Origin of the sequence: Bradyrhizobium sp. LTSPM299 (assembly GCF_000938235.1) — a bacterium.
Lineage (GTDB): Bacteria > Pseudomonadota > Alphaproteobacteria > Rhizobiales > Xanthobacteraceae > Bradyrhizobium.
The window spans coordinates 271,081-293,245 of record NZ_JYMU01000023.1 but is presented as its reverse complement, the minus strand read 5'-3'; the positions used below and the strand labels follow the sequence as shown (position 1 = coordinate 293,245).

Sequence of the window (22,165 nt, the reverse complement as noted above, 5' to 3'; positions counted from 1 at the left end):
ATAACTGACAGGAGATTGAACGATGCCCCTCGCGACCTACCAGACCTCGGTGCCCGTCGTCGTGGACGACGCCAAGTGCATTGCCGACAAGGGCTGCACTGTGTGCGTCGACGTCTGCCCGCTCGACGTGCTCCGCATCAGCGACATGACCGGCAAGGCCTACATGGCCTATGACGAGTGCTGGTACTGCATGCCCTGCGAAGCGGATTGCCCGACCGGCGCCGTGACCGTCAACATTCCCTATCTGTTGAGGTGATCATGTCGAGCCCGTTCGAATCCTATGACGACCTCGACGACGCCGACGAGCGGCTGCAGGCCGCGGACCCGGCCGAGCGCCGCGTCGCAATCATCGCGCTCGGCCATTCCGGGGATCCGGCGGCTGTCGCGCATCTTGCCGGCATGGTCTCCGATCCCGATGCCGGCGTGCGCCAACAGGTGGCGATGGCGCTCGGCGAATTCGACGGGCCGGAGAGTGCGATCGCGCTGGTGCAGTTGCTGGTCGACCCGGAAAGAATCGTGGCGTCTGCCGCCGCCGACAGCCTGGCCGAGTTGAAGGACGCGGCCTGTGCGGATGCAATCCTGCCGCTGGTCAGGCACAGCCATGCCTTCGTCCGGATGGGCGCGCTGCGCAGCCTAAAGGAACTGCGACGCAAGGACACGCTGAAACCCGCGCTCGAAGCACTACAAGACAGCGACGCCGCCGTGCGCGTCCAGGCGATCGGCGTGATCGGCTTCCTCAAGCTGGAAGAGTCGATTCCGGCGCTGACCGCGTCGATCAACGACTCCGACTCGCATGTCCGGCGCGCGGCCGTCAGCGCGCTGGCCTTCTCGCAGATGAAATCCGCGGCCGAGTCGATCACTCGTGCCCTCAAGGACGACGACTGGATGGTGCGCGAGATGGCCGCCGAGACATTGGGGCTCAATGCCAATGGTTCGGTTGCCACAGACCAGCTGATCGAGGCCCTTGCCGACGGGTTTTGGCAGGTGCGGCTGAAATCGATCCGCAGCCTCGGCAAGATGAAAGTCGACCGCGCCGTGCGGCCGATCGGCGGCTGCATCACCCATGAGCAGGCCAATCTGCGCAAGGAGGCGGCGGCAGCCCTTGGCGAGATCGCCGATCCCGCCGGCGAGCCGTACCTCGCCCTGGTCGTAGGCGACAGCGACCCCGAAGTGCGCAAGAACGCGCGTTGGGCGTTGCAGCAGATCGCGGCTGGGAAGGCGAGGGCAGGCGCCTGAGATGACCTACGTCGTCACCGAAGCCTGCGTGAAGTGCAAATACACCGACTGCGTCGAGGTGTGTCCGGTCGATTGCTTCTACGAGGGGGAGAACATGCTCGTGATCCATCCCGAGGAATGCATCGACTGCGGCGTGTGCGAGCCCGAATGTCCGGCTGACGCAATCAAGCCGGACACCGAGCAGGGGCTCGAGACCTGGCTCGCGCTCAACGCCAAATTCGCCGGAATCTGGCCGAACATCTCCGACCGGAAGGAGCCGCCTGCGGATGCCGACGACTTCCAGGGCGTGGATGGCAAATTCGAGAAGTTCTTCAGCGAGACCGCGGGTTCAGGCACCTGATGAACGCAGCCCGCTAGCCTTGTCCGTCCTTGAGGCCGTATTGCTCGTAGATCGCCAGCGGATCGGTGTCGGGAAACAATCTGCATTTGGCTTGCGCAAGATGCAGTGTGACCGCGCCGGATTTGCATTTGGCGGTCAGCAGCTTCAGGACATCCTCCATATGCGCGCGCGGTTGATGTTTGGACGGGAGCTGCTCGAGGGCAACCAGCGCCGTCGCCAACGCCTCAGTGACCACCCATTCGTCGTGGCCGGTGATTCCCGCTTTCGCCATCGCCACACCTCCGCACCTGCGGCCATTGTAGCTCAAACCGGGTAGGAGCCGCTATACGTCAGCGTAGGCTGCGTGCAAGGGAACCGCAGCATGCTCACAAGTTGAGCAGCAGGTTCCTGTTCCAGCCGCGCTCGACAATGCCGTTGGTGTCCGTCTGCCGTTCCAGCCGCAATGATTCGCGCGCCTTGCAGGCGACGATTGCGAACACGGGTATGATGAGAAACGTATGGCCGGTCGCTCTGGACTGCCAGCAGGTCGTGCGTCGAGCTTCGGCTACGCCGCCACCGCTCCGGTGAGCGCCACACTCAAAATCCGCCACTTCGACGTATCGAAGAAGTAGGTGGCCTTGATGTGCGCGGACGCGGAATCGGGAGCCTGAATCACCGTGTGGAATTTCCGCGTTCCATCACTCAGCGAAATCCGGAATGTCTGCATTGGTCGAACCCTCCACGGCCGGAGGGTGCGGCAGTGAGGGTTAATATTTGGTTGCCGACCGGAAACGCGCGCCGTGGTCAGCCTCAACGCTATTCCGTCTCAGGCGATGTCGGCGGCAAACGCACGAAAGTATCCTCTGCACCGACGATGCGTCCGTCCTGCGCACGAAGCTCCAACCGTCGCACCGGCAGGCCGGCTTTCTTGTCGACGAGCAGCACATGCGCTTCATCAGGCTCGAAGAAGAAGTCCTCGCCCCATTGCCGAACCGCGACCAGAAGGGGAAACAAGCCGCGGCCCTTTTCGGTCAGCACATACTCCTGATAGGGACCGCCGTCCGGAGCGGGCACGGTCCCGTCCGTGACCTGCCACTTGCTGACATCGCAATTTCGGCCGGGTTTGCCAGTCAAAGCCACTTTACGCGAGTATTTTCGACCCTGGTTGGCGTGAGCCCGGGCGTGTGGCGTCGCGAAGCACAGGGCGTCCCGGAAAGTGAAACGCGAGTTTAGGTCGTATGGCTGTCACACTCGGCATGTCGGCATCTGGCCCTGTGGGGGATCAGAACGGCGCCGGGCTACCCGCCGTCGCGGGTGTGGAAAATTCTGGGCGAGAAATGCATGCGGCGCATGACTTGCAGCCGTCTGGACGTCTCACGAAAATCGAAGTCCGACCGAATCCGCGAGTGGGACCGGTTGTGGGTAGAAAAATCGAAAACTCGCTTTTATTTAACACTTTCAATGGGAAATGGCGGAAGAGGTGTCCTGTCAATCCTTCTGAATCTATTCGCGTTTTCCAGATCTACCCTCAAAAAGCTACGGTCTAGGCCACGGCCAGCGAGACGCTCTGTTAGTTCGGGCGACCAACCAACTTCCGCAGCTTAGTGCAGCGAGGACGCTCATGTTCCTGAGAACATTCAGAGGGTTTCTGGCGGCTTGGGCGTCGGGCAGGTGCCATCGCCTGATGTCTTAACAGGCACAGACCCGTACCATCCCAGAAGATTAGCTTGATCCGGTCCGCACGCTTGGCCCGGAACACGTAGACCGGGTCTGCCACTCAGGCGCCGCGGCTTCCTTCTTCGGTAGCTCTGTGATGTAGGTCGCAGCATCGTGCAGCGTGACGAGCGTGCGCCCATCCGGCAACTCGATTACATCGTCAAACTCGCCGCCAACCCTTCCCAGCCATGCCGGCATGGTCGCCGCAACTCGAGCCGTGTTCACGACCGGACAACTACGGAAGGGCGACACATATACCAGAATGGGGTACCTCGGGATGACGTCTCTTTTTGCCACGCTTTCCCGATAGAGTGGATCGCGCTCGGAGGGAGCGCCATGAGACGGGACGGCTCCGGCGCCTACGCCGCCAGCTCCGCGCTGCAGCTGTTCGCGTGATCAGGGCGGAAGTGAAAGCGCTTACTTTGGCCTCGACGTAGAACCCTCACGGCGGGGCTTCTTTTTGGAGGGCGCACGCCCTTACGGGGCGCGCTGCGCCAATGTGGTTTCTCGCGCCGTTGGCGCGCAGGTGAGTGGCGGTCCCTCTGAAAGGCTCAACATGACGCCGAAGATCAAAGAACATAACTGCCCGGCCTGCAATGGAACGGGCCTCCAACGGGTGATGCAGACGGTGCGGCCGGGCCACAAAGTCTATCCTGCCAAATGTACGGCCTGCGACGGCAAGGGAAAGATTGCTGACGCCAAACTAGCGCGAGAGTTTGGCCGCTAGAATACGGCAAGGACTGTTTTGGAGATTGCATGGTCACTGGACATGCTCAGGACGGCCGCGGGCTGCGCGATTTAGTTCGTGCCGGCGATGATCAGAAGATTATTTAGAACAGGCGTACAGCAGAACGCCGCCACGATAGCGATATTGTAAGGATTGTTGCTGCGCCAAAGCAGCCACATCATGAAATAGGTCAAGCCGAGCTTGGGGATCAGCCACAAAGGACCGAGCCATGTCTGAGCGACGTGCATGAACGGGTTCAGCTCGCCGAGGCCGAGGTTCAGAATCGTGTTCGTTGTGTAGAGGTCGGCGACTCCGAGAAGCAGGACGGAAAGCACCAGGAGCGTCTTAGCCAAGTAGCGTCGCCCTAAAATGATCTCGTAAGCGAATGCTCGACCCTCGGGGTCGTTCTGCTCAAACCAATCACGCGCCGTGTTGTTGGCCGCGAAGACCTTCAGGTGCTCTGGGTCGCCGACAATCTTGCTCGTATCCGTATAGATCCAGATTTTCATTTCATCAGCTCAAATAGCTCTATTGCTTCGGGGGCGGGGGGCTAATGCGTGGCGCCAGCTGGCGCTATGCCCGCACCCTACCACACGCACAGGCGGACCTTGCTGGGCGTTCCATATGGACGATGCCCTCGCTCACCCGCAGCTTTCGTCCCGGTGGGCATATGGTTCAGGAGCATGTGGGGTGGGCACGCCGGCTGCGATCCTCGTCTCGCCGGTGAACCTGGGTCACCGAGGTAGCGCGTATCGAACGGTGAACGAAGGACCGTCTCCGGCTGGCGGGGCGTGAATTACCCCGTCAGAAGGCCCCATAAGCTGGCGCATCGCGTTGCACACCAACGGGTGCCGGTTCTCATCGGGGCTGACGATCCGGTGGATTTCCCCGGCGTTGATTTCCACATGTGAGCGCCCCTGCTTGGACGCCCGAGATATTTGAGCCTCAACTTCTTCGCGGAATTCTTCCAGCGTGGGCATGGCAAAGCCCTTGGGTTCTATCGAGATGTAAGCAACCACTGATCAACGATTTATTTTGCCACTCTAACAGGTTGTTCCGACTCCACAACGCTGCCATCGCATTGAGGGCTAGAGCGCTCGATACGGCGCGGCCAGTGGGCTAAATTGAAGGGGTGACCGATCCGCAGGACTCATGGTTTTTTTTGAGCGCGTGCGCGTGCCAATGTTTGAACACCCACCCCTGCCTGCACTGGTGGTGCTTTTGGGCGAAGCTAAGCGAACCGAGTACAATCAAAGCCACTGCGACAAGTCCGGCGACGATGTTCTTCATAGTTTCGGACGGCTTGTCCGAAACCGTTATCTTCTCCATTAGTTCGACCATGGCTACCCTCCCAGGGACCACCGACCAAAGGGGGATGATGGACACCGGCGATCACGGCCGTCAATGCAGGATACCTGTGCCTCCTCGAACCATTTCTCTGCGGCAGCCTGTGGCTATGGCAGCATTGCTGGCTTGAACCTGGCCGCCGCAGGCTCATACTCAACTAATGCTGGAACAGCAGCCAACGTTCATAGCCCGAAAAAATCCCGGTACCGGTTGGGGAATCGATATCCTGTGGCCCGACGGGGAAACGGAAGTCGTTAAGGGGTTTGTTACCGAACACGACGCGGTTAAGTGGATTGCTGAGCACTCCACGGCGTGGCAGGAAACACACCCCTCGGACTCAGGCACTTGAGAGCACCCGATATCCCATGCCGCCGATCGGTCCCTTGGCGTTCCAGTTGAAGTTTGGCCGCATGTCTGCGCCACGATTGCCGCAGGCGCCACAGACGAAGCGAGGTTCGAGGTGGGATAGCCTCACGTCGTCATCCCAGCGGTCGGCCATCAGCGCAATCGAATGGCTACATTTGTAGTCGGCGCAGTAGATCAGCACGCCGCGGACGCCCATCGGCGGAGCTTGCCGTCGAAGTCCGCCGAGCTCTAAGCGCGGGCTAACCACGGATTGATGAAGGCCCCGCCGGTTCACGCCGGCGGGTTTTCTTTGCCCCGAGGGTCGCGTGCAGGCACCTGCACGGGGCGACCGTCTCGGCTGACACAGCGCCGCAAACGCTCGCACCGGACAACCGGTAGCGGCCTGGCTGCACACGCCCGCCGGCTTGTCCCGCTAGTCCCAAAACGATGCGCCGCCGACGGCTATGTTCATGACAGTAGAATTACAGAGGGCGGCGACTGAGCGGTCTTATTCAAACGTGACGCCGATCCGTTTTTCCTTTCGCCAAACGATGCGGCATTGCCGCTTGAGCTGATCGCTGGGCACATAGAGCGTGAACTTGTCCGGGATGGAAAGCGGCGTCACAACCTCAAGCGCTGCGCCGGTCTCTGAAATGTTCCTGACCATGCAATCGATCGCGCCGCCGCCGAACTCAATGGTTCCGGCCTTGAGGACGCGATGACGTGACGTTCCTCGATGCTCGTTCATGAGCAATCCAGTTCACGAAACTGCGATGCACCTTACCTAGATCGTGCTGATTCCGCGCGCTTCAAGCCGCCCGCATTTCCTGCATTCGAAGGTATACAGGTCGCGGGTAGCGGTCTCAGACTCAATCCCCAATAACCGCATTTCGATGCTGCACACCGGACACACGATGAGTGAGGCGAACGGTGCTTCCGGAGGCGTCGGCTGAGCCATATCAAGCACTAGGCGCTCACGTAGGCAGGATTGCGAGTCAATTCAGGCCTAAATCTCCTGGGTGGAGCGGCTTGGCGAGGCCCAGGCCGGCGCGTTCCAAGTTTGAGCTATGTCAATTTGGGGGCGGGCCTTGAAATACTGTTTTGGGCCGAACCCTTCCGATTCTGGCGCGTATTTGTCCTGCATTCAGGCGCGGGGGCCGGCGATGACGCAGGATGACGAAAAGGAGATCGAGCAATTGCGAGAGCGGGTCGGAAAGGCCCTAGAGACCTTTTCAAATGGAAGAGTTGCGCCAGATCGCGCAGGAGCTGGAGGAGCTCGCCAAGGCCAACAAGTAAAGGTTCTATGCGCCCTTAGCCTTGAGCATCACATGCGCGCCGGCATCACAGAGGCGGGCGAAACCTACGTCGCCAGCCCTCGCTGTGATTGCGGCAAGGCGCGCGCTCGCTGTTCATCGCGGGCCATTCGCTCCTCGCGCCGCCAATGGAAAAACTCCCTCAACCACCTGCCCAAATCAGCGGATCGTCGAAGGTGAGCGTCTTTCAAGACATCTGCTAAATCCTCAAAATGAAGATCTTCAGACATAGCCGAATCCCCTTTGTCTAATGACAGGAGGTGATGCCCGGTTTGTTGCCGGGCCTGCTTCGTGCGCTACTTTGCAGGCAGCTTCACAGGGACATGCGGAGAGCTGCTCACCACCCGCGGGCTTCCGTCCGGATAAACATGTCCTTGGGGATCTGATAACGGCTTCCAGCAGAACAATGAATTTCTCTGAGAGCATCGGCGTCGCCTCATGATGAGGATCTGACCACTTGTCTAGCTCAGACTGCTCGTGGTGCGTGTGAGCTAGATTACAATGGCCGAACCCCGTTGTTCGACACCATCAATGCTAAACCCCGATCTGTTGCGGGACGACTTCGCGGTCTGGGAAAATGGTTTCATTGGGCCAGCTTGGCCGCCCCATTTGCTCGCGCCAATCGACCGGGCACATCCGCCCGCTGGGCGAACCGCGCGCGAGCAGCCTCGCCAGAGTGGCGGGGGGCATTCTGGCGCCCTTGCAAGGTCCGCGACTGGAAAATGTGCGGCGTGGGGCGCATATTCGGCGCATGAATAATCCTGCTTCGAGAAGTTCCATGTTGGTCGTTGCTGGCGTTACCGCCTTTGCCGCGGCCTATCTGGCACATACTGCCTTCGGTATGCCGCCATCGGCCATCCGTCACGACGCCCTTGGAATGGCTGCCCGCATAACTGCATTCATGGGTGCTGGGATGTTAGCGCGAAGGCGGGACAAATGACCCCCATCCCACGCGCCCCGGACGGGCCGACGTCGGCGAGCCGCTCGAGCTTGCTGCGCGGTGCGAGAATTCACGCTGCGCGGGTTCATGCCCGGCGAGTCATCAAGACGATCACTAAGATGCAGAACACAATTATCAGCAGCGCTCCTATACCCAGCGGCCCTTCGGCCGTGCCCTACAGGTAATTTCCAAGTTTGATGGCTATCGTGTTGGGTCCGGCGAACATAGTGGCCTGCCGCGCAATCCAGCTCGCGGACCTCATCGCATACTACTCGCGCCGTGACGGCATCGCGCTTCTGAAGTCAAAGGAGCCTGGCGTCGAGCAAGAGATTGATCCGATCATACGCATCCTTACCGAGAAGTTGGTGCATCGCGGATTTGTCGCGACGGGATTTCACGACCGTCCGGGGATTGACGCATGAGTGACCCGTTTGAGGACTTCTATAACGAGATAGAAAACCTGGACTCGGCCGTCTCGAAGTTTATCCATCCGCGGGAATTTGGGGAGCGATGGGACGGGACCTGGGCTTATTTCGCGTTCTCGTATGAACGGGCCTTCGAACGGCTAGCGAGGAGGGCGTACGAGGACGGGGCAAGGGGTATGCACCTCATTGAGCCTCTGTTTTTCCTGGCGAGGCACTCGATTGAGCTGGCGCTGAAGGCGACCATAGCCGACTTCGCCCAGGTGGACGACAACGCCCCACAGTTGGTCGGGCACCGGCTTCTCGACCTCTGGGACGAGCTTTACAAGGTCATGGACCGGTATGGCTCCCCGCCGAATGACGATTGGGGTATCAAGTGCCGAGAACTAGTGGCTCATATTCACGAAGTCGATCCGGAGGGGGACCGGTATCGCTACCCTTCCAACCGGAAAGGGATCGAGTTCGCTGGCACGGACATTGACGTTGCGGGCCTGATCAGGGCGCACGGGCACCTCACCACCTATCTCGACGCCTGTCGGTCGATGTATGCGGCCGGGTACCACTGACGGCGCTACTTTTGGGACACGTCAAATGTCGTCGATCTGCTCAGCCAGCCGAACCCCACACGATCCTGATTTGCCCGAGTACCGTGGATTCCAACCGTAGCTTTTCGGATGATCGCCACCGAGCGCAACGAAATCAACGTCGCATAGAGGAGGGGATGTCCGTCACGGGGCCTACTGTTAAGAATTTGACGTAGGCAATGTGCGGACATCTCCCGGCATCAAAGAGGCCAGAGGCGACGGCGAATTGTAGCTGGCTTCCGGCAGCCACAGCATGCCGCCTGTCGACCCGCGCTCCGTTGTTGATTTTCACAGAACGGCTGAGCGAGCATTGTCGAAAAGCGGACATGCCGCGGCCCTTCGCAGTGTTGGAAATCCTCGCCCAGACGCCAGGCTCAACAGAACGGCGCGATCGGAGCGAGTGGCGAGGCGCGCAGGATGCGACCAAACGGGAAGCTCGCATTGCCCCTTGCGGCGATGGTATCCGTTGCCACTCCGGCAAAGTCCTGGGTCACGCTGCTGGTGCCTCCGGGAAGCATTTCCACCGCGATTATGCTCAGCGACGAACTGGTTGGCAGATGAACCGACGCCAGGATGGCTTCAATCTGGGCCTGATGGAAGGCGACCACCGCGGTCCGGTTCGGCGTTTTCGATTTCAGCGAGCTTGCTACCAACGTCGTGAAGTAGGGCCTGAGTGCGGGGTCGATTGTGTCGAGCGCCCTGTTGACAAACACGCCTGGTTCCGACGCGATCAGGACGTTCCGCATCGAGGCGCCGTCCGCCTGAACGGCCTGCGCATAGAGCAGGAACCACATCGAGGTGTGCGGCGGTTGCCTGGGCGTGACAAGGAAACTTCCGTTGAGCATCGGCGTTGCGTAGGGCGCGGTCGCGACGACCAGGCTCGGTGTTCCCTTGCTCGCCGTGACCGGCGGTACCAGTGGCGGCATGATCTGCTGGAGTTGAAATGGACAAGCGGCTGCCGTCATGGCGGACAGGACTGCGGCAGCGGAGCCTGCAGGAAGGTTGACGCGCCCCGCATGACAGACGAGGGCTGGCGACGGATGTTGCACGCCGACCACTCTCATTGGCGAGCCGAACCGTGCATTCGCCGTCGACCACCAACGCAGATCGCCTGGCTTTCCAGCGTGGCCGATCCGCAATTCGTAGGTCCAGAAGCCGAAGAGCTCGGGATCGTCTGGGTCCATGCCATTCGGAAGCGGAAGCAGGAAATGAACGTTGGAGCCTGGCGCTGCGACGAGCTCTGTCATGGCGTTGAGCCCCGCGCGGTCGTCGGTGTCGTCGGGGATGATGACGCGCACCAGTTCGGGATCGAGCGGCAACGGCGGATTGCTGTCGGCAACGACCTGCGGTTTGGCGTCGTAAAGCAGTGGATCGGCGCCGTGGTTGAGCACCCGCGCAAACAGCGCATCGCCATCGGCATTGGCGATCGGCTCGGTCAGCTCAATCCAGAGAGATCGCTGCCGCGCCACCGTCGATGCGTAAAGTGCCCCGGCCACGTAGGGCGAGAGCGCGAGCCCGACCGACGCGATCGCCGGAACCTGCTTGGGCGGGATTGCGATCGGCAGACGCAGGTCGAGTGGCGCATCGGCAAACTCGGTGGTGGGCAGCGGTGGAGGCGGCGTCGTAAAGACCGGTGTAGGCGGCGAAGGTGGAAGTGGCGGTCCGGCAGCGATCCGGTTCGGCTTGACGAACCAGCGATGCTGCAGCGATTGCGGGAAACCTCCCGAGACCGGCTCATGGGGGTCAATAGCGTCGAAGAAAATCAACCTGGTACGCGAGCGCGCCAGCGCGCTCGGCTGCGCCGTCGCCGCAGTTCCAAGCACGCGCGGAATAGCCACCGTGCCGACTGCGACCGCGGCAGCTTCGCCGTCAGCCGGTCCGCCGCGCAGGATCGTCAGGCCCGCGTCGGTGAGGCCGTCCCAAGTCCAGTCGCGCTCCAGATCGAGGATGATGGCCACAATCCAGAAGCGCAACAGTTCGCTTGTCGAGCCGAATGTCAGTGTCTCACCGTCGGCCGAGATGATCGCGCGCAGCGCGCGCGATCCACCAAATACGATGCGCGTACCGGGTGGCGCGGAAAGTGAGTTGCCGTTGGCCATCACGCCAAGCTGTTCGGCAAGCTGCGAGACGAGCGAAGGCGCGGCCACGTCGGCGGGCCGCCGAAACAAATAGGCGGTGATCGGTTCGTCCGCATCCGCCTGGCCCAACAGGACCGGCTCGGCGGTCGGCCCGACGCGTACCTGGATCGTCGTCGCCATCGCCTGCGCGGCCTGCGGACCGAAATAGCCAGGTTCGTCGGTGCGCAGCATGCCGCGCAACGTAATCCGCACGTCGCGGCCGCGCGGGATAAGCAGCGCTCCAGTGACCGGCTGGCCGATCGGCGACCAGTTCACGATCGACGGCTCATCGATGAAAATGACGGAAATCTTTGTTCCGGGGTCGCTAGCAAGCGGCGGCGAGCCAGTCGTGGGATTGAGCGCCCGCGACGTCGTGTACAGCGTCACATAGGGGCCGTCCTCGGTGCCCGTGTCGTGAAGCGGATGGCGTATCGCCACCTCGATGGATACCGCGGTCACATCGGGATCGGGGAGTCCGGCGATGCCTTTGGTAGTTTTCGCCGTTGTCACGAGGGTCGCGCGGATGGTGTCGCGCGACGCCGGCTGATCGCCAAGGTGGGTGTAGAGCGCTTCCGGATAGATGATGTTCGGCCGCTTGACCAAGAGCGACGCCGGAGCGCTCGCGGCGCCCGGTGCGGGGACAATCGGCTTGCCGTTGCTGTCGAGCTGTTGAACGAGTGGTGCCTTGGGAGGGACCAGACGCTGGAAAGGCAGCGTTGCAATCGATGCCGGGCCCGGATTGATCGCCGCGTCGCTGACGCCCGGCCCGCCGCTGCTCAGATCGCCGAGCCGAACGCGGAACGAGTAGATGTGCCCATAGGACAACAGCGTCGTCAGGTCGACCGCCGTCCGCGTCGGTATCCCGGGCGCCGTGCGGGTGGTGAGCGCTTGCGGAATGGGGTCCGGCTCGCACAACGAGCCGCCGCGCCAGTTCGCGAAATAGCGCGGCAGCCACGCGTCAGCGGGCGTGGTGGAAAAGGGTTGGGTCGGAGCCGGCTCGACGCACAGCTCGCCCGTGAAGGTTCCAAGCGAGGAGGGGAGCTTCGTCGTAACCTTGCAGAGCGATTGCCACAGCGGCGTCTTGAATGGCCCGCCTTGCACTGCGGGCGTTACGTCAGCAACGTCGACGCGATAGCCTTGAACGCCGAGCGGTGTCTGGGTCGCGCTGCCAAGCGTCCCGCCGGTGCGTGCGCTGAGCAGCGCGAGCTGATCATTGTGCCACCGGACCACCTGCTCGTCGTCCCAGCCGAGCTCGATGCCGAGGTCGTTGCCCGGTGCGAGCAGGCCATCACCCACTGCCGCCGCAGAGTTCGCCGGCTGCGCGCAGTGGACGAGCTTCGCGAAGCCGTCCGCATACACGTCGGCCACCTGGAACGCAGAATCGGAGGGAGCGCCACCCGCGCCATCGACCGGGAACTCGACAGGGGCAAACAGCGCGCGGGCGGCCGCGGAGAGTGGTGGGATTCGTGCGGCATGAGTGCGGATCGATCCGGCAACCGCGGCCCCGGCAACCGCCCATGGATCGCTCGCGGCGAGCGCGACGAAGACGTATCCACCAGCCACAAACGCGTCGGCGTCGTTCGCCGGCAGCGTAATCGAAAGCTGGTAAATCAGGCCGAGCTTTTCCGCCAGAATCGGCTGGCGGAGCGCGTAGGAGATGACCTGACCCCAGCTCACCGTTTTTAATGGTGCCGCCGGGATCGGCTTTGCCGGGTTTCCGCGGACCGCGCAGCCAAACTCGTCATCGGTGGTGGTGAGATTACCGTCCGGCGGGCCGCCTCCGACTGCCAGATAGGAGGGCGGCAGCGACTTGCGAATGCGCGGAATTGCGAGGATGGGTTGAGTCCCCAGCGTGGCGCCGCTCGCTGTCACGGAACTCTGCAACAGCGCGAAGGTCGCCGCCGGGGATGCCGGCGCGGACAGGATCGTCGGGCTGAGCGCGATCGCATTCGCGCCGGTCGAGACGGGCAAGGCGCCGAGCCCCTTGTTGACGATCACTGTGAAGGTCGGAGCGCCGTTCGCAAAGGACGGCGATGACGGTCCGATCAGCGAGCCGGGCAGAGGGTCGACGGCCGGAATCACCACGACGTTGAGCGTGAGCGTGCCCTTGCCATCCCAGTGCTGTGGGAAGGTGGTGAGTGCGAGGCGAAGTGCGTCGGCCATCAGGCACCTCCACTAGATTGAAATCGTCTCGCTGAATCCCCACGACCCGTCGAACGAGACGTTGATGACCCAGCAGATGCTGATGTGGATTCCGACCGAGACCTGTGCCGACAGATCGGCTTCGCTGGGCGGGAGCGGAGCCGGCAGGGTGATCACGATCGCCGCGGTGAGCGTCAGCGACGCACTGGCGAGGCCACCAAGCACATCCACCTGCGCGTTGCCGGTCAGTGCAGCCGCGATCTGGATCTGCGTGGTTCCGATGTCGAGACTCAGGCTGACGACGATCGATGCGCTTCCCGACGCCACCGCGACGCTGATCGACAGTCCAAGCCCGAGGCCGGCCTCCAGATAGACATCGAGGCCGCCGCCCTGCACGCCCAGCACGATGGCGCCCGTTCCGGCCAGCGGCGAGACCACCCATTGGAACGGGTCCTGCTTGCTGCCGATCCCCACACTGAACGAGAGGTCGCTCGGGATGGTCGCGCTGAATCCGAGATCGAGGCCGAGATCGGTGATCTCGCCGAAGCCGAGTGGAATTGTCGGCAGCGTGAATCCCTGCTGCACCGTGAGCGTGTTTCCGGAGAATCCCACATCAAGCTCGGCATCGCCCCCCAGGCTCTTGGCGATACCGCTGAGCCCGGTGAGGATCGCCTGTATCGGATCCAGCGAGGGACCGTAGACGACATTCAAGTTGGTGAAGCCGGGCGATATCGTAGAGCCGGCCTGGAAGCCGCCAGTGATCGTCAGAAGCGTGCCGAAGCCGTCGACGTTGCCGATGAAAGCCAGGTTCTCCAGCGTAAGCGACCAATTCGTTGGAGTGGTGCTCGCGTCGAGGGTCAACGTGCCCTTGAACTTGCTGTAGGAGAGAACCAGGTGAACGATGGCGATATCCAGAACAGCGCGATCGGGCGGTGCCGCCGTGGGCGGGCTGGCGCCCGGCCCCCAGGTGTAGGTTCTGGTGAAGCCATCGCCCTTCAGCGGCAGACCGTCAGTTGATGGAATCTGCAGCGCGCTGCCGATGTCGGGAAATATGCTGGCAACCCCGAGCAGCGCGCCGACATCGGCGAAACCGGGTAGCTTGTTGAAACCGATGCCGTCTCCCGCGTCGTTGATCAGCGGGTGCTCGTAGAGTGTCTTCGAGGTCCCGGTCCCCTGCATGATCGAGTAGAAGGTGTTCGGCGTATCGACCCGCTGCGCGTCCTCGGGATCGAGGAGCCGGAAACTGTCAGCGGCGAACGTTCCGGCGTTCGTCGGTACGCTCGTGCCTGCCGAGGTGCCGCGCGTGAGCGGCACCGGCGTCTGCGAATCAACCGGTTGTGGCGTGTTGGCAGCGCTCGAACGTTTCGCGACACTCCACTGGCCGTCCTTTGGCAGACGCGGAGTACCGAACAGCGCGGTCTGCAGCTTGGCCGTCGTGCCGGCGGCGAGTGCCGCGCCGAAGGAGGAGACGTTCATCGTGAATTGTTGCGGGCCGGTTCCCCCGAGACTGGCAATGCAATGGGTCGTACCACTGACACGCCCCTGCTGCTGCATCAGCGCAAAAATGTCGGCCGCCGTGGGTGGCGCAGGGCTGAGTTTCGCCGGGTCGCTGCTGGTGATCGTGTCCTGAGCGTAGCCCTGAATCGCGGTTCCGCTCGAGATGTGGATGTTGGTCTGTCCGTCGGCCGTAATGTGGATCGCCGGGAAGAACTCGACATCGGCCTCGAACGTGCAGGGCGTGTACTGGATCGATCCAACGGTAACGACCGACTTCGAGAACTGGATGTTGCGCACATTTTTCAGGGACTCTACCGCGCCGGCGAGCAGGCCGTTGGGGGCCAACAACTCGAAGATTCCGGGGCCGACCGCCTGCCATCCGGTGTCGTGCTTAACGACCTTGCCGGCATCGGAGCGGTCAAACGTGATCGTACGCTGGAGACGAATGCACCAAGGCAGTATCCAGGTCTGCGCCGTGATGATCTCGTGTGCGGTTCTGCCCAGGAGTACGTTGAACAGCGCGCGGATGATGCCGGGATCGGTCGGTACGGGATCGAGCCAATCGGAAAACAGCGTCGTTCCGTAGCCCGAGAGATCGATGCGTGCGACCGGCATGAACCCACGACCGCCCGGGCCGAAATCTTCATCCCAGAACTTCGCCACGCTCGGCAGCGCGGTGCCGAGAACCTGCGCGCCGTAAGCGGGTGGAGTGGCGGAGAAGCCCGTGATGGCGGTGCCCGGCAGCGTGCCTTGCGGTCCGGTGATCGACAGCACGCGCGCGCCGGTCAAACCTTCGTCGGGGAATTCCACCGACGGGACGGCGTAGCTCGGTCCGGGGGAAGCGGGCGTCGGCTCGGAAAGGTTCGCCGTGATGCCAAACGGAAGCGTAAAGGCGGCCTGCGTCGGCAGCTTTCCGGCACCGGCCTGGTATTGCTCCAGCGCGAGTACGGGAACGATTGGCGTGGGCGCGGTCACGGCGACGAGGAACGTGGTCGGAATCCCGTCATCGGGTGAGAACGCAGCAAGCCACGCTGGCACGCCGGTCGTGTCGACGACCGGCTCCCAGGAGATTCCGGGCACCGTGAAAACGGCGGTGGCGGCTGCGGGTGCTTGCAATTGCAGGCCCGCAAAGCTGAATTGCGAGCCGCCGAGCACGCCGATGGCGATACCCCATTGATCTGCGTTGCTCGAAACGTCGAGCAGCCGGAAGCCGGTGCCGGCGGTCGCAACGGGCAGCAGCGATGTGGTCGCACTGCCGATCGTTGCAGGGGTCGGCGCGAGAGACGAAGTCTTGATCGGATTGATGGTAAGGACCGGCGGGGTCGTGGCTGTCCACGTCACCAACGCGGCCACGCCGGCAAGCAGTTCGCGGCCCGCGCTGGCAGCATAAGAAGCCGCATAAGGATCGGGGAATGTTGGAATGATCACCCCGGCGGGAAAGCCGATGGAGAGACCGCCTGAGATCTGTCCCTGCGAAAGCGTACCGCTGAGCAAGAATCCGTTCGGCGTACCGACGGGAATGAGCGCGTTTTCCGCTATCAGCGCCAGCGACGTCTTGGCGGTTGGCGTGAGCACCGATCCGACATCAACCGTGATCGAGGTCGCGGTGTGCACCCGGACGAACAACGCCGGTCCTTGCAGCACGATCCTCTGGCCACCGGAGTCCACCGGACGATCGAGCAGCGCATTGAGGGTCCCGGCAGCGATCGATGTCTCCTGATCGGGGGCTGCGCTGAAGGAGACCAGCGCGCCCGGGCCGAGGTCGAGCGTGACCTGCGAGGGCGGCCGGGCGAGCGGCGGCTGGGTCGGTGGCACCGGCGACGGTTGGGCAGGCACAGCCCACAACAGATACGATTCCTGCGCGCGGCCGGCACCGTTCGCGACCAGCCCGACCAGCCGCGCCGGGGTGAGCGCGAACGATGCGCCACCGAGCATGAGCGCTGCGGTCAGTGGGGCGATCGTCGCCGAGAGGCCGCTGCCAGTGACGACGACGATACCCCAGGCGTCGCCAGGAGCAGGAAGGGCGTTCGGTGTCGCGGCGGTGAGGATCGGAAAAACGACGCCGGCGCCGACAATCGGTGCCTTGCCCGCGATCACGACTTCGGGCGACGTCGACTGTGCCACCGTGAACGTCGATTGCGCGCAATTGCAGGAGATGGCGGCATGCGGGGTAGTGAAGTTGAGTTCGGCCAGCGTCGGGCTCGCGGCCGGCGTCAGCGAGATGGATTGGCCGTAAAGGCTCGCTGCGCCGGTTCCGGATAGCACAATCGTCGCGCCGGCCGGCGCAAGCGTGATCGTAGCGTGCGCGAACGGCGTCAGCTTGGCCGCGAGGAAATCCGGACCGATCGGATCGCCCGCCGGGCCGGTTGCCGGCGTGGTCGCCGAGGCGACCGAGAAGGTCAGTGTGGCGGTCGTATCGAGCACGATTTCGCCGCCGCCGAATGTGACCGGGCCCGAGACGGTCATCGACGCGCTGGCGAACGGTATGCCAGCGAAACCCGCAGTAGACGCAAACGGCGCGCCGAGCAGGGTCGCCTCGATCCACAGCGTTCCGCTGGCGAGCGCTACGTTCGCGGCGGTCGGCACGGGAGCACCGGAGGGCGTAATCACATGACCGATCACGGTCGTGCCGCGCATCAATGTTGTGATGACAGGGAGATGGATCGGAATGAGCGGGATCGGGGGGTGAATCCCCTTGATTGTCTGCAGCGGCGCCGGAAGCGCAGCGCGCAGATTGGTCAGCTCCGTGGAGAGATCGACGAACGAGGTAGCGGTAATGGTCTGCATAGGCAATCACACGCCTCCCAAGGATGAATATCCACGCGAGAGCGGACCACTCTTTTAAGCGGCTGCACTAAGACAGTTGGTCCCGCGCCTTCGATTGGGACACACCAAACTTTCTTGCTAAGGCTTTCGGCGATCAAATTCGCCGCAATAAATTTCATCTTTAGGTAGCATAGCACTGCAAGCCAACATTGCAATCGAAGACAGTGTTCCGAAGGTTCTCAATCGCGTTGATTTGAACGAACGGTGGAAGCAGTTCAGCGCATAGCAGCGCTCCTCCATGTGTGCGTCGCCATACGCATCGAAGGCGCGAGCATAGTTTCGCGTGATGACGGCACTTCGAGCGTCCGCGTGCACAGTGTTGCCCTCACGTGATCGCTCCCGTGAGGGAGTACGATGGCCTTTGTCTCTGAAATGCAGCGGACCGTGGATATCGACCGTAGCTTTTTGACCGTCCGCGCGGATTTCCAATCAAATCAATTGAGTGCAGAGGATGGACGTTCCGTCAGCGGAGTGTATGTCCGCGGAGCATTTGATAGCCCGGACCGAGATATAGCCGCTCCGAGGGTGCCGGGAGCCATCATGCAGGTGGCATTTTGCCATCAACTCATCTCAATGGCATCGCGCACGTTGTAGAGTTCGTCGCGCATGATAGAGCGCCAATGCGCTACCACCAGCTCGGACGAGAACAGCACGAGAAGAAATAGTACGTAGCCCACGAACCGTGCGATATCGAACGGAACCGAATGGCCCATTAGGCTCAACGTTTCGGTCGATGTATCGACCGGCACGAGGCTGCAGGCGCCGCGTGGCAGAGCGTAGGCAGCGACGCCCAGGCTGCCCATGACGGCCAGGGTGGCGACGACACGAGTGATGTGATGGCGGTTGAAGTAATAGCTGCGCAACACCTGCAAGGCCCGATCAAAGAGATCGGCCAAGGCGCGGTCGCGTTCTATCTGCTCGGTAGTTGCGCCATCGGCTTGCGACGCAACCGCCGAACGCAGAAAACGCTGCCCGCTCTCGATCGCCGCGCCGAAGCTTGATGGTTGCGATATCGACCAGCAGGAATGCGCTGTAGAGCAGAAACAGCAGATGCACGCTACCGGCGAGGATCATGAGCACGGCAAAGAATGCCGCTAGGACGAAGAAGGACAGCATTATCTGCACCGGGCGGTGGGAGCGCAGCAGCGGCGTCCGGATCCAGCGCACGATATAGCCATGTTCCACCGTCCCACTCTGGATCCACAGCAATGTGAGGACGATCAGTCCGACCCGCACCAAGAGTTCGCCGAACAGATAATAGTTGAACGAGGCTTTGAGCAAACCTTGATAGTAGGAATTGACCACATTGCCGAGAACTAGAACGGCTGCCTGCCGCGCCGATCGCGAGGTTGCGGTACACCAGCAAATTATCCCACTCCAGTTTGACCTCGTCGGCCGATTTCAGGCGATCCTCCAGCGGAACATAGGGACGGGCGCTGACCCGCGCCGCCGTCGTAACAGCCGCGTCCGGTTGCCCCCGAACCGGATCGTCTTCGGATGGGGTAGACAATTCAGTCATGGCGGGCGCCGTTCAATGCGGGACAGCGCTGGACGCGAACTTGCGCGGGATTTGTAGAAGCGTCCGATCCGTGGCTACGGCTCTACGGCTCGATGAACGGTCTTTTGCAAAATCCACGAGGACGACATCGCGCAAAGCCGCTGGTGACACAGCGGCGGCGAGGGAATGAAACGCTGCGTCCGACATGAGAAGGCTCCCCGTCTGGAAGGCAAACTTTATCGCAACTCGACTGATCAGTCTAGTTTAGCGTGTGTCTGATCGCAAGGTATCGGTATGCGGGATTCCACGCCTCGCATGTTTCCTCTCTGCGGTCTCGCGCGCTTCCTTCGCGTTCTCGGCAGCAGCTCGGATGCACAAGTTGGAGTCTTTGACCGACCACGCTACGTCGATCGACAGAATTAGTTGTCGGCTGTTCGCGCGGGGGATTACGAAAGATGGCCTAAGCGCGCCCTGTGTCGGTTCGCAAGGGACGGATCATACAGTAGCGGACTCGGAAAGCTTAATGAGCCGTGTCGTCCGGCGCGTGGCGGGTAGGGGACTTAGGCGAGAGCGCCGTCTGGGTGACGCGGCCGTTGCTCAATTACCTAACACCTTGCGTTAGCTATGCGCGGTGGACAGAACTCGTCTGGATCCGTCCTATGTTCAACTCGGCAAAAAGCAACCGTGACCGTGGGTTCAAACCGTAGCTTTCCGGCGAGTGCCCCCTGAGCTCAATGAAATCAATATAGTGCAGAGGAGGGGACGATCCTCTGCATCTCGCAATGAGGCTTTGAGGTTTTTCCAACGTGCGGCTCGCTCGTCGCATGAGAATTGCGATGGCCGGACAAAACGTCGTCCACGTCAAAGGAGAGGGCGGCGTGGCGGTTCGGCTCCGAGATGGCCGCCGCGCGCACGCTGACATTCCGACCGCCCCAGGCTGGTGAATATGTCAGCGGCAAGCTCGTCGGCTCCGCCGACCTTGCCAGTGGGCGCTTCGCGATGATGGAAACCTTGATTGGCGACGAAGGCCTCGGCTCTGGCCTTGTACCTTGGCAACCCACCTCGATCAGAGTATCGGTCAGCACGTCACCGGCGCAATGCGGAGCAATGGTAGCGGCGTCGATTGGAGTTTTGGACGCAAACGCGGGCTTGGGTTGTGAGATCGGCCGGCGAGGGGGCTTTACTTGCCTGGCGCGAGTTGGCCGGACCGGCGTCATCCCATCAAGGCTGGCGCTACGACGCCACCGCTTCGCGGCTGGCGGCCCTGACCGGCCGTCGCCGGCCCGGCAAGGGCTGGCCAAGGCAGTAAGGCGCAATGGGAACAAGTCCCCTCCCGTCGCGACAAGGGGCAAGGTCGAAGCTTCTCCGCCTCTGGGTGGAGGCTGCCCGTTTGGCTATTTGGAGGCACCGCCGCGCAACAGATGGCGGTATCCCTGCTCGGTCATCCATTTGGCCCGTGCGAAATGGCTCTTGAACGCTAGCTCCGCACGAGCGGGCTCACGAGAAGGGTCGATGTGTAGGACAACCCGTGCAATCTCGCGCCAGTCAGCGCCGTCCGCATCGGCATCGAGTAAACGCAGATAAGTAATCACGTGCTGCTCATCATAGACGGTGAGCATCGCGTCGGCCGGAGCAACGTCTTCGACAGCTGGATCAAGCGGCGGCTTCTTCACGGGGATCCTCATTTGAAAGGCGGGGCGCGTCCACACGATATTCGCGCTGAATCATGGCAAACAGCCGTCCAAGCTGAGAAGACCCGCGATAGCTGCAGTCATTGCCGCTAGTCACCCTGAGAACTTGGTGCGAAACGCAAAATATGGACTATATTCCCTAGAGACTATATACCCCGCGATGCCCGATCCCGCAATGCAGGATTGGTGTGCAATTGTTGGCAAAAATGTTCGCAGACTTCGCAAGCAGCGGGGGATGACTCAGGAAGAGCTCGCATTTGAATCTGAGATTGATCTGACCTACGTGGGCGGAATTGAACGAGGTAAGCGCAATCCTAGTTTATTGGTGATGGCCCGAATTGCAGAGGCTCTTTCGATACCGCTGTCTAAACTATTGTCGGATTAAGATTTCCAGGGCGGGGACGGCGGTCTGGAGCGCGCCGAGATCCTGCGTCACTGTCTAGGCTGACCGGTCGTGAATGGGCGGCACTTATGACAGTCCATCGTCCTCACTGACATCCGCGCTCCCGATTGGTCACACCGGGAAAGCGCGCGTGCGCGAATGCGCGTCTTGGTGAAGAGAATCCTTCGCAAGCATGGGTAACGGCCTATCGATCTCGGACCATCGCGCCTCTACAACCTCGTTCGTGCGGCATGAGGTAAAGATCAGAAAGCGCAGCATCGCGGCGGCGGTGCCGGCCGCGCCCGATAAATCGGTCATGAACCGCGACGCATCGGCATAAGGCAACGCCGGATGATGCTGCACGACGCGCTTGGGCCGCTTGGGAAGCTTCTCACGCAACTGCCTGGTGAGTTCCGCGGGATTACGAAAATCCGTATCGTCGACGTCGACATTCTTCGCAATGATGGTTTCAATTCGACCGCGGACCCGGTTCGCGGTTTCCCGCTTCCCAACCCAGATCGGCTTGAGCAGATCGTGGATGTGGCTGGGTTTGATCTCGGCGATAGTAAGTTGGCCGATCACGGGATAGGCATATGCCTTCAGCGACGATGGCCACTGTGCGCGATGCTTCGCGCTCCAGCTGTTCCAATGCTCGTCGATGTAGGCCTGCGCACACTCCTCGAAGCTCTTGGCCTTCTCAATCGCCTCAGCGGCTTTCTGCACTTCGCGAGCGTCTCGCTTCTCCTGAACGAGGTCGACGCCGGCGCGTACCTGCAGGCGGGCGGCGTCTCGGGCGAAGCGGGCGTCTTTCATGGACACGTCCTTGAAGGAGCCGAGTCCATGCCAACGCTCCTTGCCCTTGAACCAGTAGCGGTAGCTCCAGTTCTTCGAGGTCGGGCCACCGACGATCAAATAGAGACCGTCGCCGTCGGCATACTTGCCGGGCTGCTCTGTTCGTTGAATGTCGAGGGGTTTGAGCTTTCCAGCCATCCGTTTCTCCGATGAAAACCGTCCTCCGATCCCACGGTCAAAAGCTACGGTTTGCACTCGGATCAACGAGAAC

Annotated in this window: 21 protein-coding genes and 3 pseudogenes; 10 read left to right on the top strand and 14 right to left on the bottom strand. The window is 61.8% G+C overall.

All coding sequences use genetic code 11. The annotated features are described in order from the left end of the window. The first annotated feature begins 22 nt into the window (after nucleotides 1-22). From UP10_RS15605 to fdxA, 3 genes are read left to right on the top strand one after another with little or no spacing between them, the layout of a single operon-like run. Nucleotides 23-256 (top strand): 4Fe-4S dicluster domain-containing protein, encoded by a 234-nt coding sequence (locus tag UP10_RS15605; protein WP_022724287.1) that lies wholly within the window; start codon nucleotides 23-25, stop codon nucleotides 254-256. 2 nt (nucleotides 257-258) lie between these two features. Further along, nucleotides 259-1,236 carry a HEAT repeat domain-containing protein gene (locus UP10_RS15600; protein WP_044588187.1) on the top strand — a complete coding sequence of 326 codons (978 nt, stop codon included), beginning with the start codon at nucleotides 259-261 and terminating at the stop codon, nucleotides 1,234-1,236. A gap of 1 nt (nucleotide 1,237) precedes the next feature. Then, nucleotides 1,238-1,576 (top strand): ferredoxin FdxA, encoded by a 339-nt coding sequence (gene fdxA, locus UP10_RS15595; RefSeq protein WP_044588186.1) that lies wholly within the window; start codon nucleotides 1,238-1,240, stop codon nucleotides 1,574-1,576. Nucleotides 1,577-1,589: 13 nt separating this feature from the next. Here fdxA and UP10_RS15590 read toward each other — a convergent pair whose 3' ends face one another. The 3 genes from UP10_RS15590 to UP10_RS15585 form a co-directional block, all read right to left on the bottom strand. Next, a complete protein-coding gene (locus UP10_RS15590) occupies nucleotides 1,590-1,847 on the bottom strand; it encodes a hypothetical protein (protein WP_044588185.1) in 258 nt (85 codons plus the stop codon). Nucleotides 1,848-2,120: 273 nt separating this feature from the next. Next, entirely contained in the window at nucleotides 2,121-2,282 is a 162-nt protein-coding gene (locus tag UP10_RS45250) for a hypothetical protein (RefSeq protein ID WP_197082771.1), read from the bottom strand. A gap of 89 nt (nucleotides 2,283-2,371) precedes the next feature. Beyond that, nucleotides 2,372-2,629: a winged helix-turn-helix transcriptional regulator gene (locus UP10_RS15585; protein WP_245321760.1), complete on the bottom strand. Its 258-nt coding sequence runs from the start codon at nucleotides 2,627-2,629 to the stop codon at nucleotides 2,372-2,374. Nucleotides 2,630-2,635: 6 nt separating this feature from the next. On the opposite strand from UP10_RS15585, the pseudogene UP10_RS43080 reads away from it, so the two are divergent. Next, nucleotides 2,636-2,788, top strand: a pseudogene (locus UP10_RS43080) (helix-turn-helix domain-containing protein); the annotation flags it as partial. 337 nt (nucleotides 2,789-3,125) lie between these two features. On the opposite strand, the gene UP10_RS46685 reads toward UP10_RS43080, so the two are convergent. Beyond that, entirely contained in the window at nucleotides 3,126-3,314 is a 189-nt protein-coding gene (locus tag UP10_RS46685) for a hypothetical protein (protein WP_502692196.1), read from the bottom strand. A gap of 513 nt (nucleotides 3,315-3,827) precedes the next feature. Here UP10_RS46685 and UP10_RS46680 point away from each other — a divergent pair. Further along, the gene (locus UP10_RS46680) at nucleotides 3,828-3,998 is read left to right on the top strand and encodes a zinc finger domain-containing protein (protein WP_502692193.1); all 171 of its coding nucleotides are present in this window, start codon (nucleotides 3,828-3,830) and stop codon (nucleotides 3,996-3,998) included. Nucleotides 3,999-4,069: 71 nt separating this feature from the next. On the opposite strand, the gene UP10_RS15580 is transcribed toward UP10_RS46680, so the two are convergent. From UP10_RS15580 to UP10_RS15565, 4 genes are all read right to left on the bottom strand, one after another. Next, entirely contained in the window at nucleotides 4,070-4,507 is a 438-nt protein-coding gene (locus UP10_RS15580; protein WP_044588184.1) for a DUF5658 family protein, read from the bottom strand. 610 nt (nucleotides 4,508-5,117) lie between these two features. Next, a complete protein-coding gene (locus UP10_RS15575) occupies nucleotides 5,118-5,339 on the bottom strand; it encodes a hypothetical protein (protein ID WP_245321751.1) in 222 nt (73 codons plus the stop codon). A 343-nt stretch (nucleotides 5,340-5,682) separates the two neighbouring features. Beyond that, nucleotides 5,683-5,907, bottom strand: coding sequence for a hypothetical protein (locus UP10_RS15570; RefSeq protein WP_245321750.1), 225 nt, complete (start codon nucleotides 5,905-5,907; stop codon nucleotides 5,683-5,685). A gap of 291 nt (nucleotides 5,908-6,198) precedes the next feature. Then, nucleotides 6,199-6,438 carry a PilZ domain-containing protein gene (locus UP10_RS15565; protein WP_044588182.1) on the bottom strand — a complete coding sequence of 80 codons (240 nt, stop codon included), beginning with the start codon at nucleotides 6,436-6,438 and terminating at the stop codon, nucleotides 6,199-6,201. 1,702 nt (nucleotides 6,439-8,140) lie between these two features. Here UP10_RS15565 and UP10_RS15560 point away from each other — a divergent pair. Both UP10_RS15560 and UP10_RS15555 read left to right on the top strand, forming a co-directional pair. After that, nucleotides 8,141-8,365, top strand: coding sequence for a hypothetical protein (locus UP10_RS15560; protein WP_044588181.1), 225 nt, complete (start codon nucleotides 8,141-8,143; stop codon nucleotides 8,363-8,365). Continuing rightward, the gene (locus tag UP10_RS15555; RefSeq protein ID WP_044588180.1) at nucleotides 8,362-8,931 is read left to right on the top strand and encodes a hypothetical protein; all 570 of its coding nucleotides are present in this window, start codon (nucleotides 8,362-8,364) and stop codon (nucleotides 8,929-8,931) included. Before UP10_RS15560 ends, UP10_RS15555 begins: the two co-directional genes overlap by 4 nt. A 392-nt stretch (nucleotides 8,932-9,323) precedes the next feature. Here the strand turns inward: UP10_RS15555 and UP10_RS15550 are convergent, their stop codons facing one another. The 4 genes from UP10_RS15550 to UP10_RS15535 all read right to left on the bottom strand — a co-directional run bounded on the left by UP10_RS15550 (nucleotide 9,324) and on the right by UP10_RS15535 (nucleotide 18,812). Then, nucleotides 9,324-13,229, bottom strand: a complete 3,906-nt coding sequence (locus tag UP10_RS15550; RefSeq protein ID WP_044588179.1) for a hypothetical protein — start codon at nucleotides 13,227-13,229, stop codon at nucleotides 9,324-9,326. A 12-nt stretch (nucleotides 13,230-13,241) separates the two neighbouring features. Continuing rightward, nucleotides 13,242-17,492 (bottom strand): hypothetical protein, encoded by a 4,251-nt coding sequence (locus UP10_RS15545; protein WP_044588178.1) that lies wholly within the window; start codon nucleotides 17,490-17,492, stop codon nucleotides 13,242-13,244. Between the two features lie 599 nt (nucleotides 17,493-18,091). Continuing rightward, entirely contained in the window at nucleotides 18,092-18,427 is a 336-nt protein-coding gene (locus UP10_RS15540; RefSeq protein ID WP_044588177.1) for a hypothetical protein, read from the bottom strand. Further along, a complete protein-coding gene (locus UP10_RS15535) occupies nucleotides 18,411-18,812 on the bottom strand; it encodes a hypothetical protein (RefSeq protein WP_210167968.1) in 402 nt (133 codons plus the stop codon). The genes UP10_RS15540 and UP10_RS15535 overlap by 17 nt, the downstream gene beginning before the upstream one ends. A 1,114-nt stretch (nucleotides 18,813-19,926) precedes the next feature. Here UP10_RS15535 and UP10_RS46675 point away from each other — a divergent pair. Continuing rightward, a pseudogene (locus tag UP10_RS46675) lies at nucleotides 19,927-20,031 on the top strand (hypothetical protein); the annotation flags it as partial. Nucleotides 20,032-20,423: 392 nt separating this feature from the next. Here UP10_RS46675 and UP10_RS15530 read toward each other — a convergent pair. Next, the gene (locus UP10_RS15530; RefSeq protein ID WP_044588280.1) at nucleotides 20,424-20,702 is read right to left on the bottom strand and encodes a DNA -binding domain-containing protein; all 279 of its coding nucleotides are present in this window, start codon (nucleotides 20,700-20,702) and stop codon (nucleotides 20,424-20,426) included. Nucleotides 20,703-20,880: 178 nt separating this feature from the next. On the opposite strand from UP10_RS15530, the gene UP10_RS43065 reads away from it, so the two are divergent. Continuing rightward, nucleotides 20,881-21,105 (top strand): helix-turn-helix domain-containing protein, encoded by a 225-nt coding sequence (locus UP10_RS43065; RefSeq protein ID WP_197086823.1) that lies wholly within the window; start codon nucleotides 20,881-20,883, stop codon nucleotides 21,103-21,105. 96 nt (nucleotides 21,106-21,201) lie between these two features. After that, nucleotides 21,202-21,261: pseudogene (locus UP10_RS46670) on the top strand (hypothetical protein); the annotation flags it as partial. On the opposite strand, the gene UP10_RS15525 reads toward UP10_RS46670, so the two are convergent. Further along, nucleotides 21,235-22,092 carry a tyrosine-type recombinase/integrase gene (locus UP10_RS15525; RefSeq protein WP_050043695.1) on the bottom strand — a complete coding sequence of 286 codons (858 nt, stop codon included), beginning with the start codon at nucleotides 22,090-22,092 and terminating at the stop codon, nucleotides 21,235-21,237. The pseudogene UP10_RS46670 and the gene UP10_RS15525 sit on opposite strands and share 27 nt — an antisense overlap. Nucleotides 22,093-22,165 lie beyond the last annotated feature (73 nt).

Coding starts and splice junctions, on each gene's coding strand:
- UP10_RS15600 (WP_044588187.1), top strand. CDS start 259: ATGTCGAGCCCGTTCGAATCCTATGACGACCTCGACGACGCCGACGAG.
- UP10_RS15570 (WP_245321750.1), bottom strand. CDS start 5,907: ATGGGCGTCCGCGGCGTGCTGATCTACTGCGCCGACTACAAATGTAGC.
- UP10_RS15580 (WP_044588184.1), bottom strand. CDS start 4,507: ATGAAAATCTGGATCTATACGGATACGAGCAAGATTGTCGGCGACCCA.
- UP10_RS15605 (WP_022724287.1), top strand. CDS start 23: ATGCCCCTCGCGACCTACCAGACCTCGGTGCCCGTCGTCGTGGACGAC.
- UP10_RS45250 (WP_197082771.1), bottom strand. CDS start 2,282: ATGCAGACATTCCGGATTTCGCTGAGTGATGGAACGCGGAAATTCCAC.
- fdxA (WP_044588186.1), top strand. CDS start 1,238: ATGACCTACGTCGTCACCGAAGCCTGCGTGAAGTGCAAATACACCGAC.
- UP10_RS15550 (WP_044588179.1), bottom strand. CDS start 13,229: ATGGCCGACGCACTTCGCCTCGCACTCACCACCTTCCCACAGCACTGG.
- UP10_RS15525 (WP_050043695.1), bottom strand. CDS start 22,092: ATGGCTGGAAAGCTCAAACCCCTCGACATTCAACGAACAGAGCAGCCC.
- UP10_RS15560 (WP_044588181.1), top strand. CDS start 8,141: ATGGCTATCGTGTTGGGTCCGGCGAACATAGTGGCCTGCCGCGCAATC.
- UP10_RS46680 (WP_502692193.1), top strand. CDS start 3,828: ATGACGCCGAAGATCAAAGAACATAACTGCCCGGCCTGCAATGGAACG.
- UP10_RS15545 (WP_044588178.1), bottom strand. CDS start 17,492: ATGCAGACCATTACCGCTACCTCGTTCGTCGATCTCTCCACGGAGCTG.
- UP10_RS43065 (WP_197086823.1), top strand. CDS start 20,881: ATGCCCGATCCCGCAATGCAGGATTGGTGTGCAATTGTTGGCAAAAAT.
- UP10_RS15555 (WP_044588180.1), top strand. CDS start 8,362: ATGAGTGACCCGTTTGAGGACTTCTATAACGAGATAGAAAACCTGGAC.
- UP10_RS15565 (WP_044588182.1), bottom strand. CDS start 6,438: ATGAACGAGCATCGAGGAACGTCACGTCATCGCGTCCTCAAGGCCGGA.
- UP10_RS15590 (WP_044588185.1), bottom strand. CDS start 1,847: ATGGCGAAAGCGGGAATCACCGGCCACGACGAATGGGTGGTCACTGAG.
- UP10_RS15575 (WP_245321751.1), bottom strand. CDS start 5,339: ATGGTCGAACTAATGGAGAAGATAACGGTTTCGGACAAGCCGTCCGAA.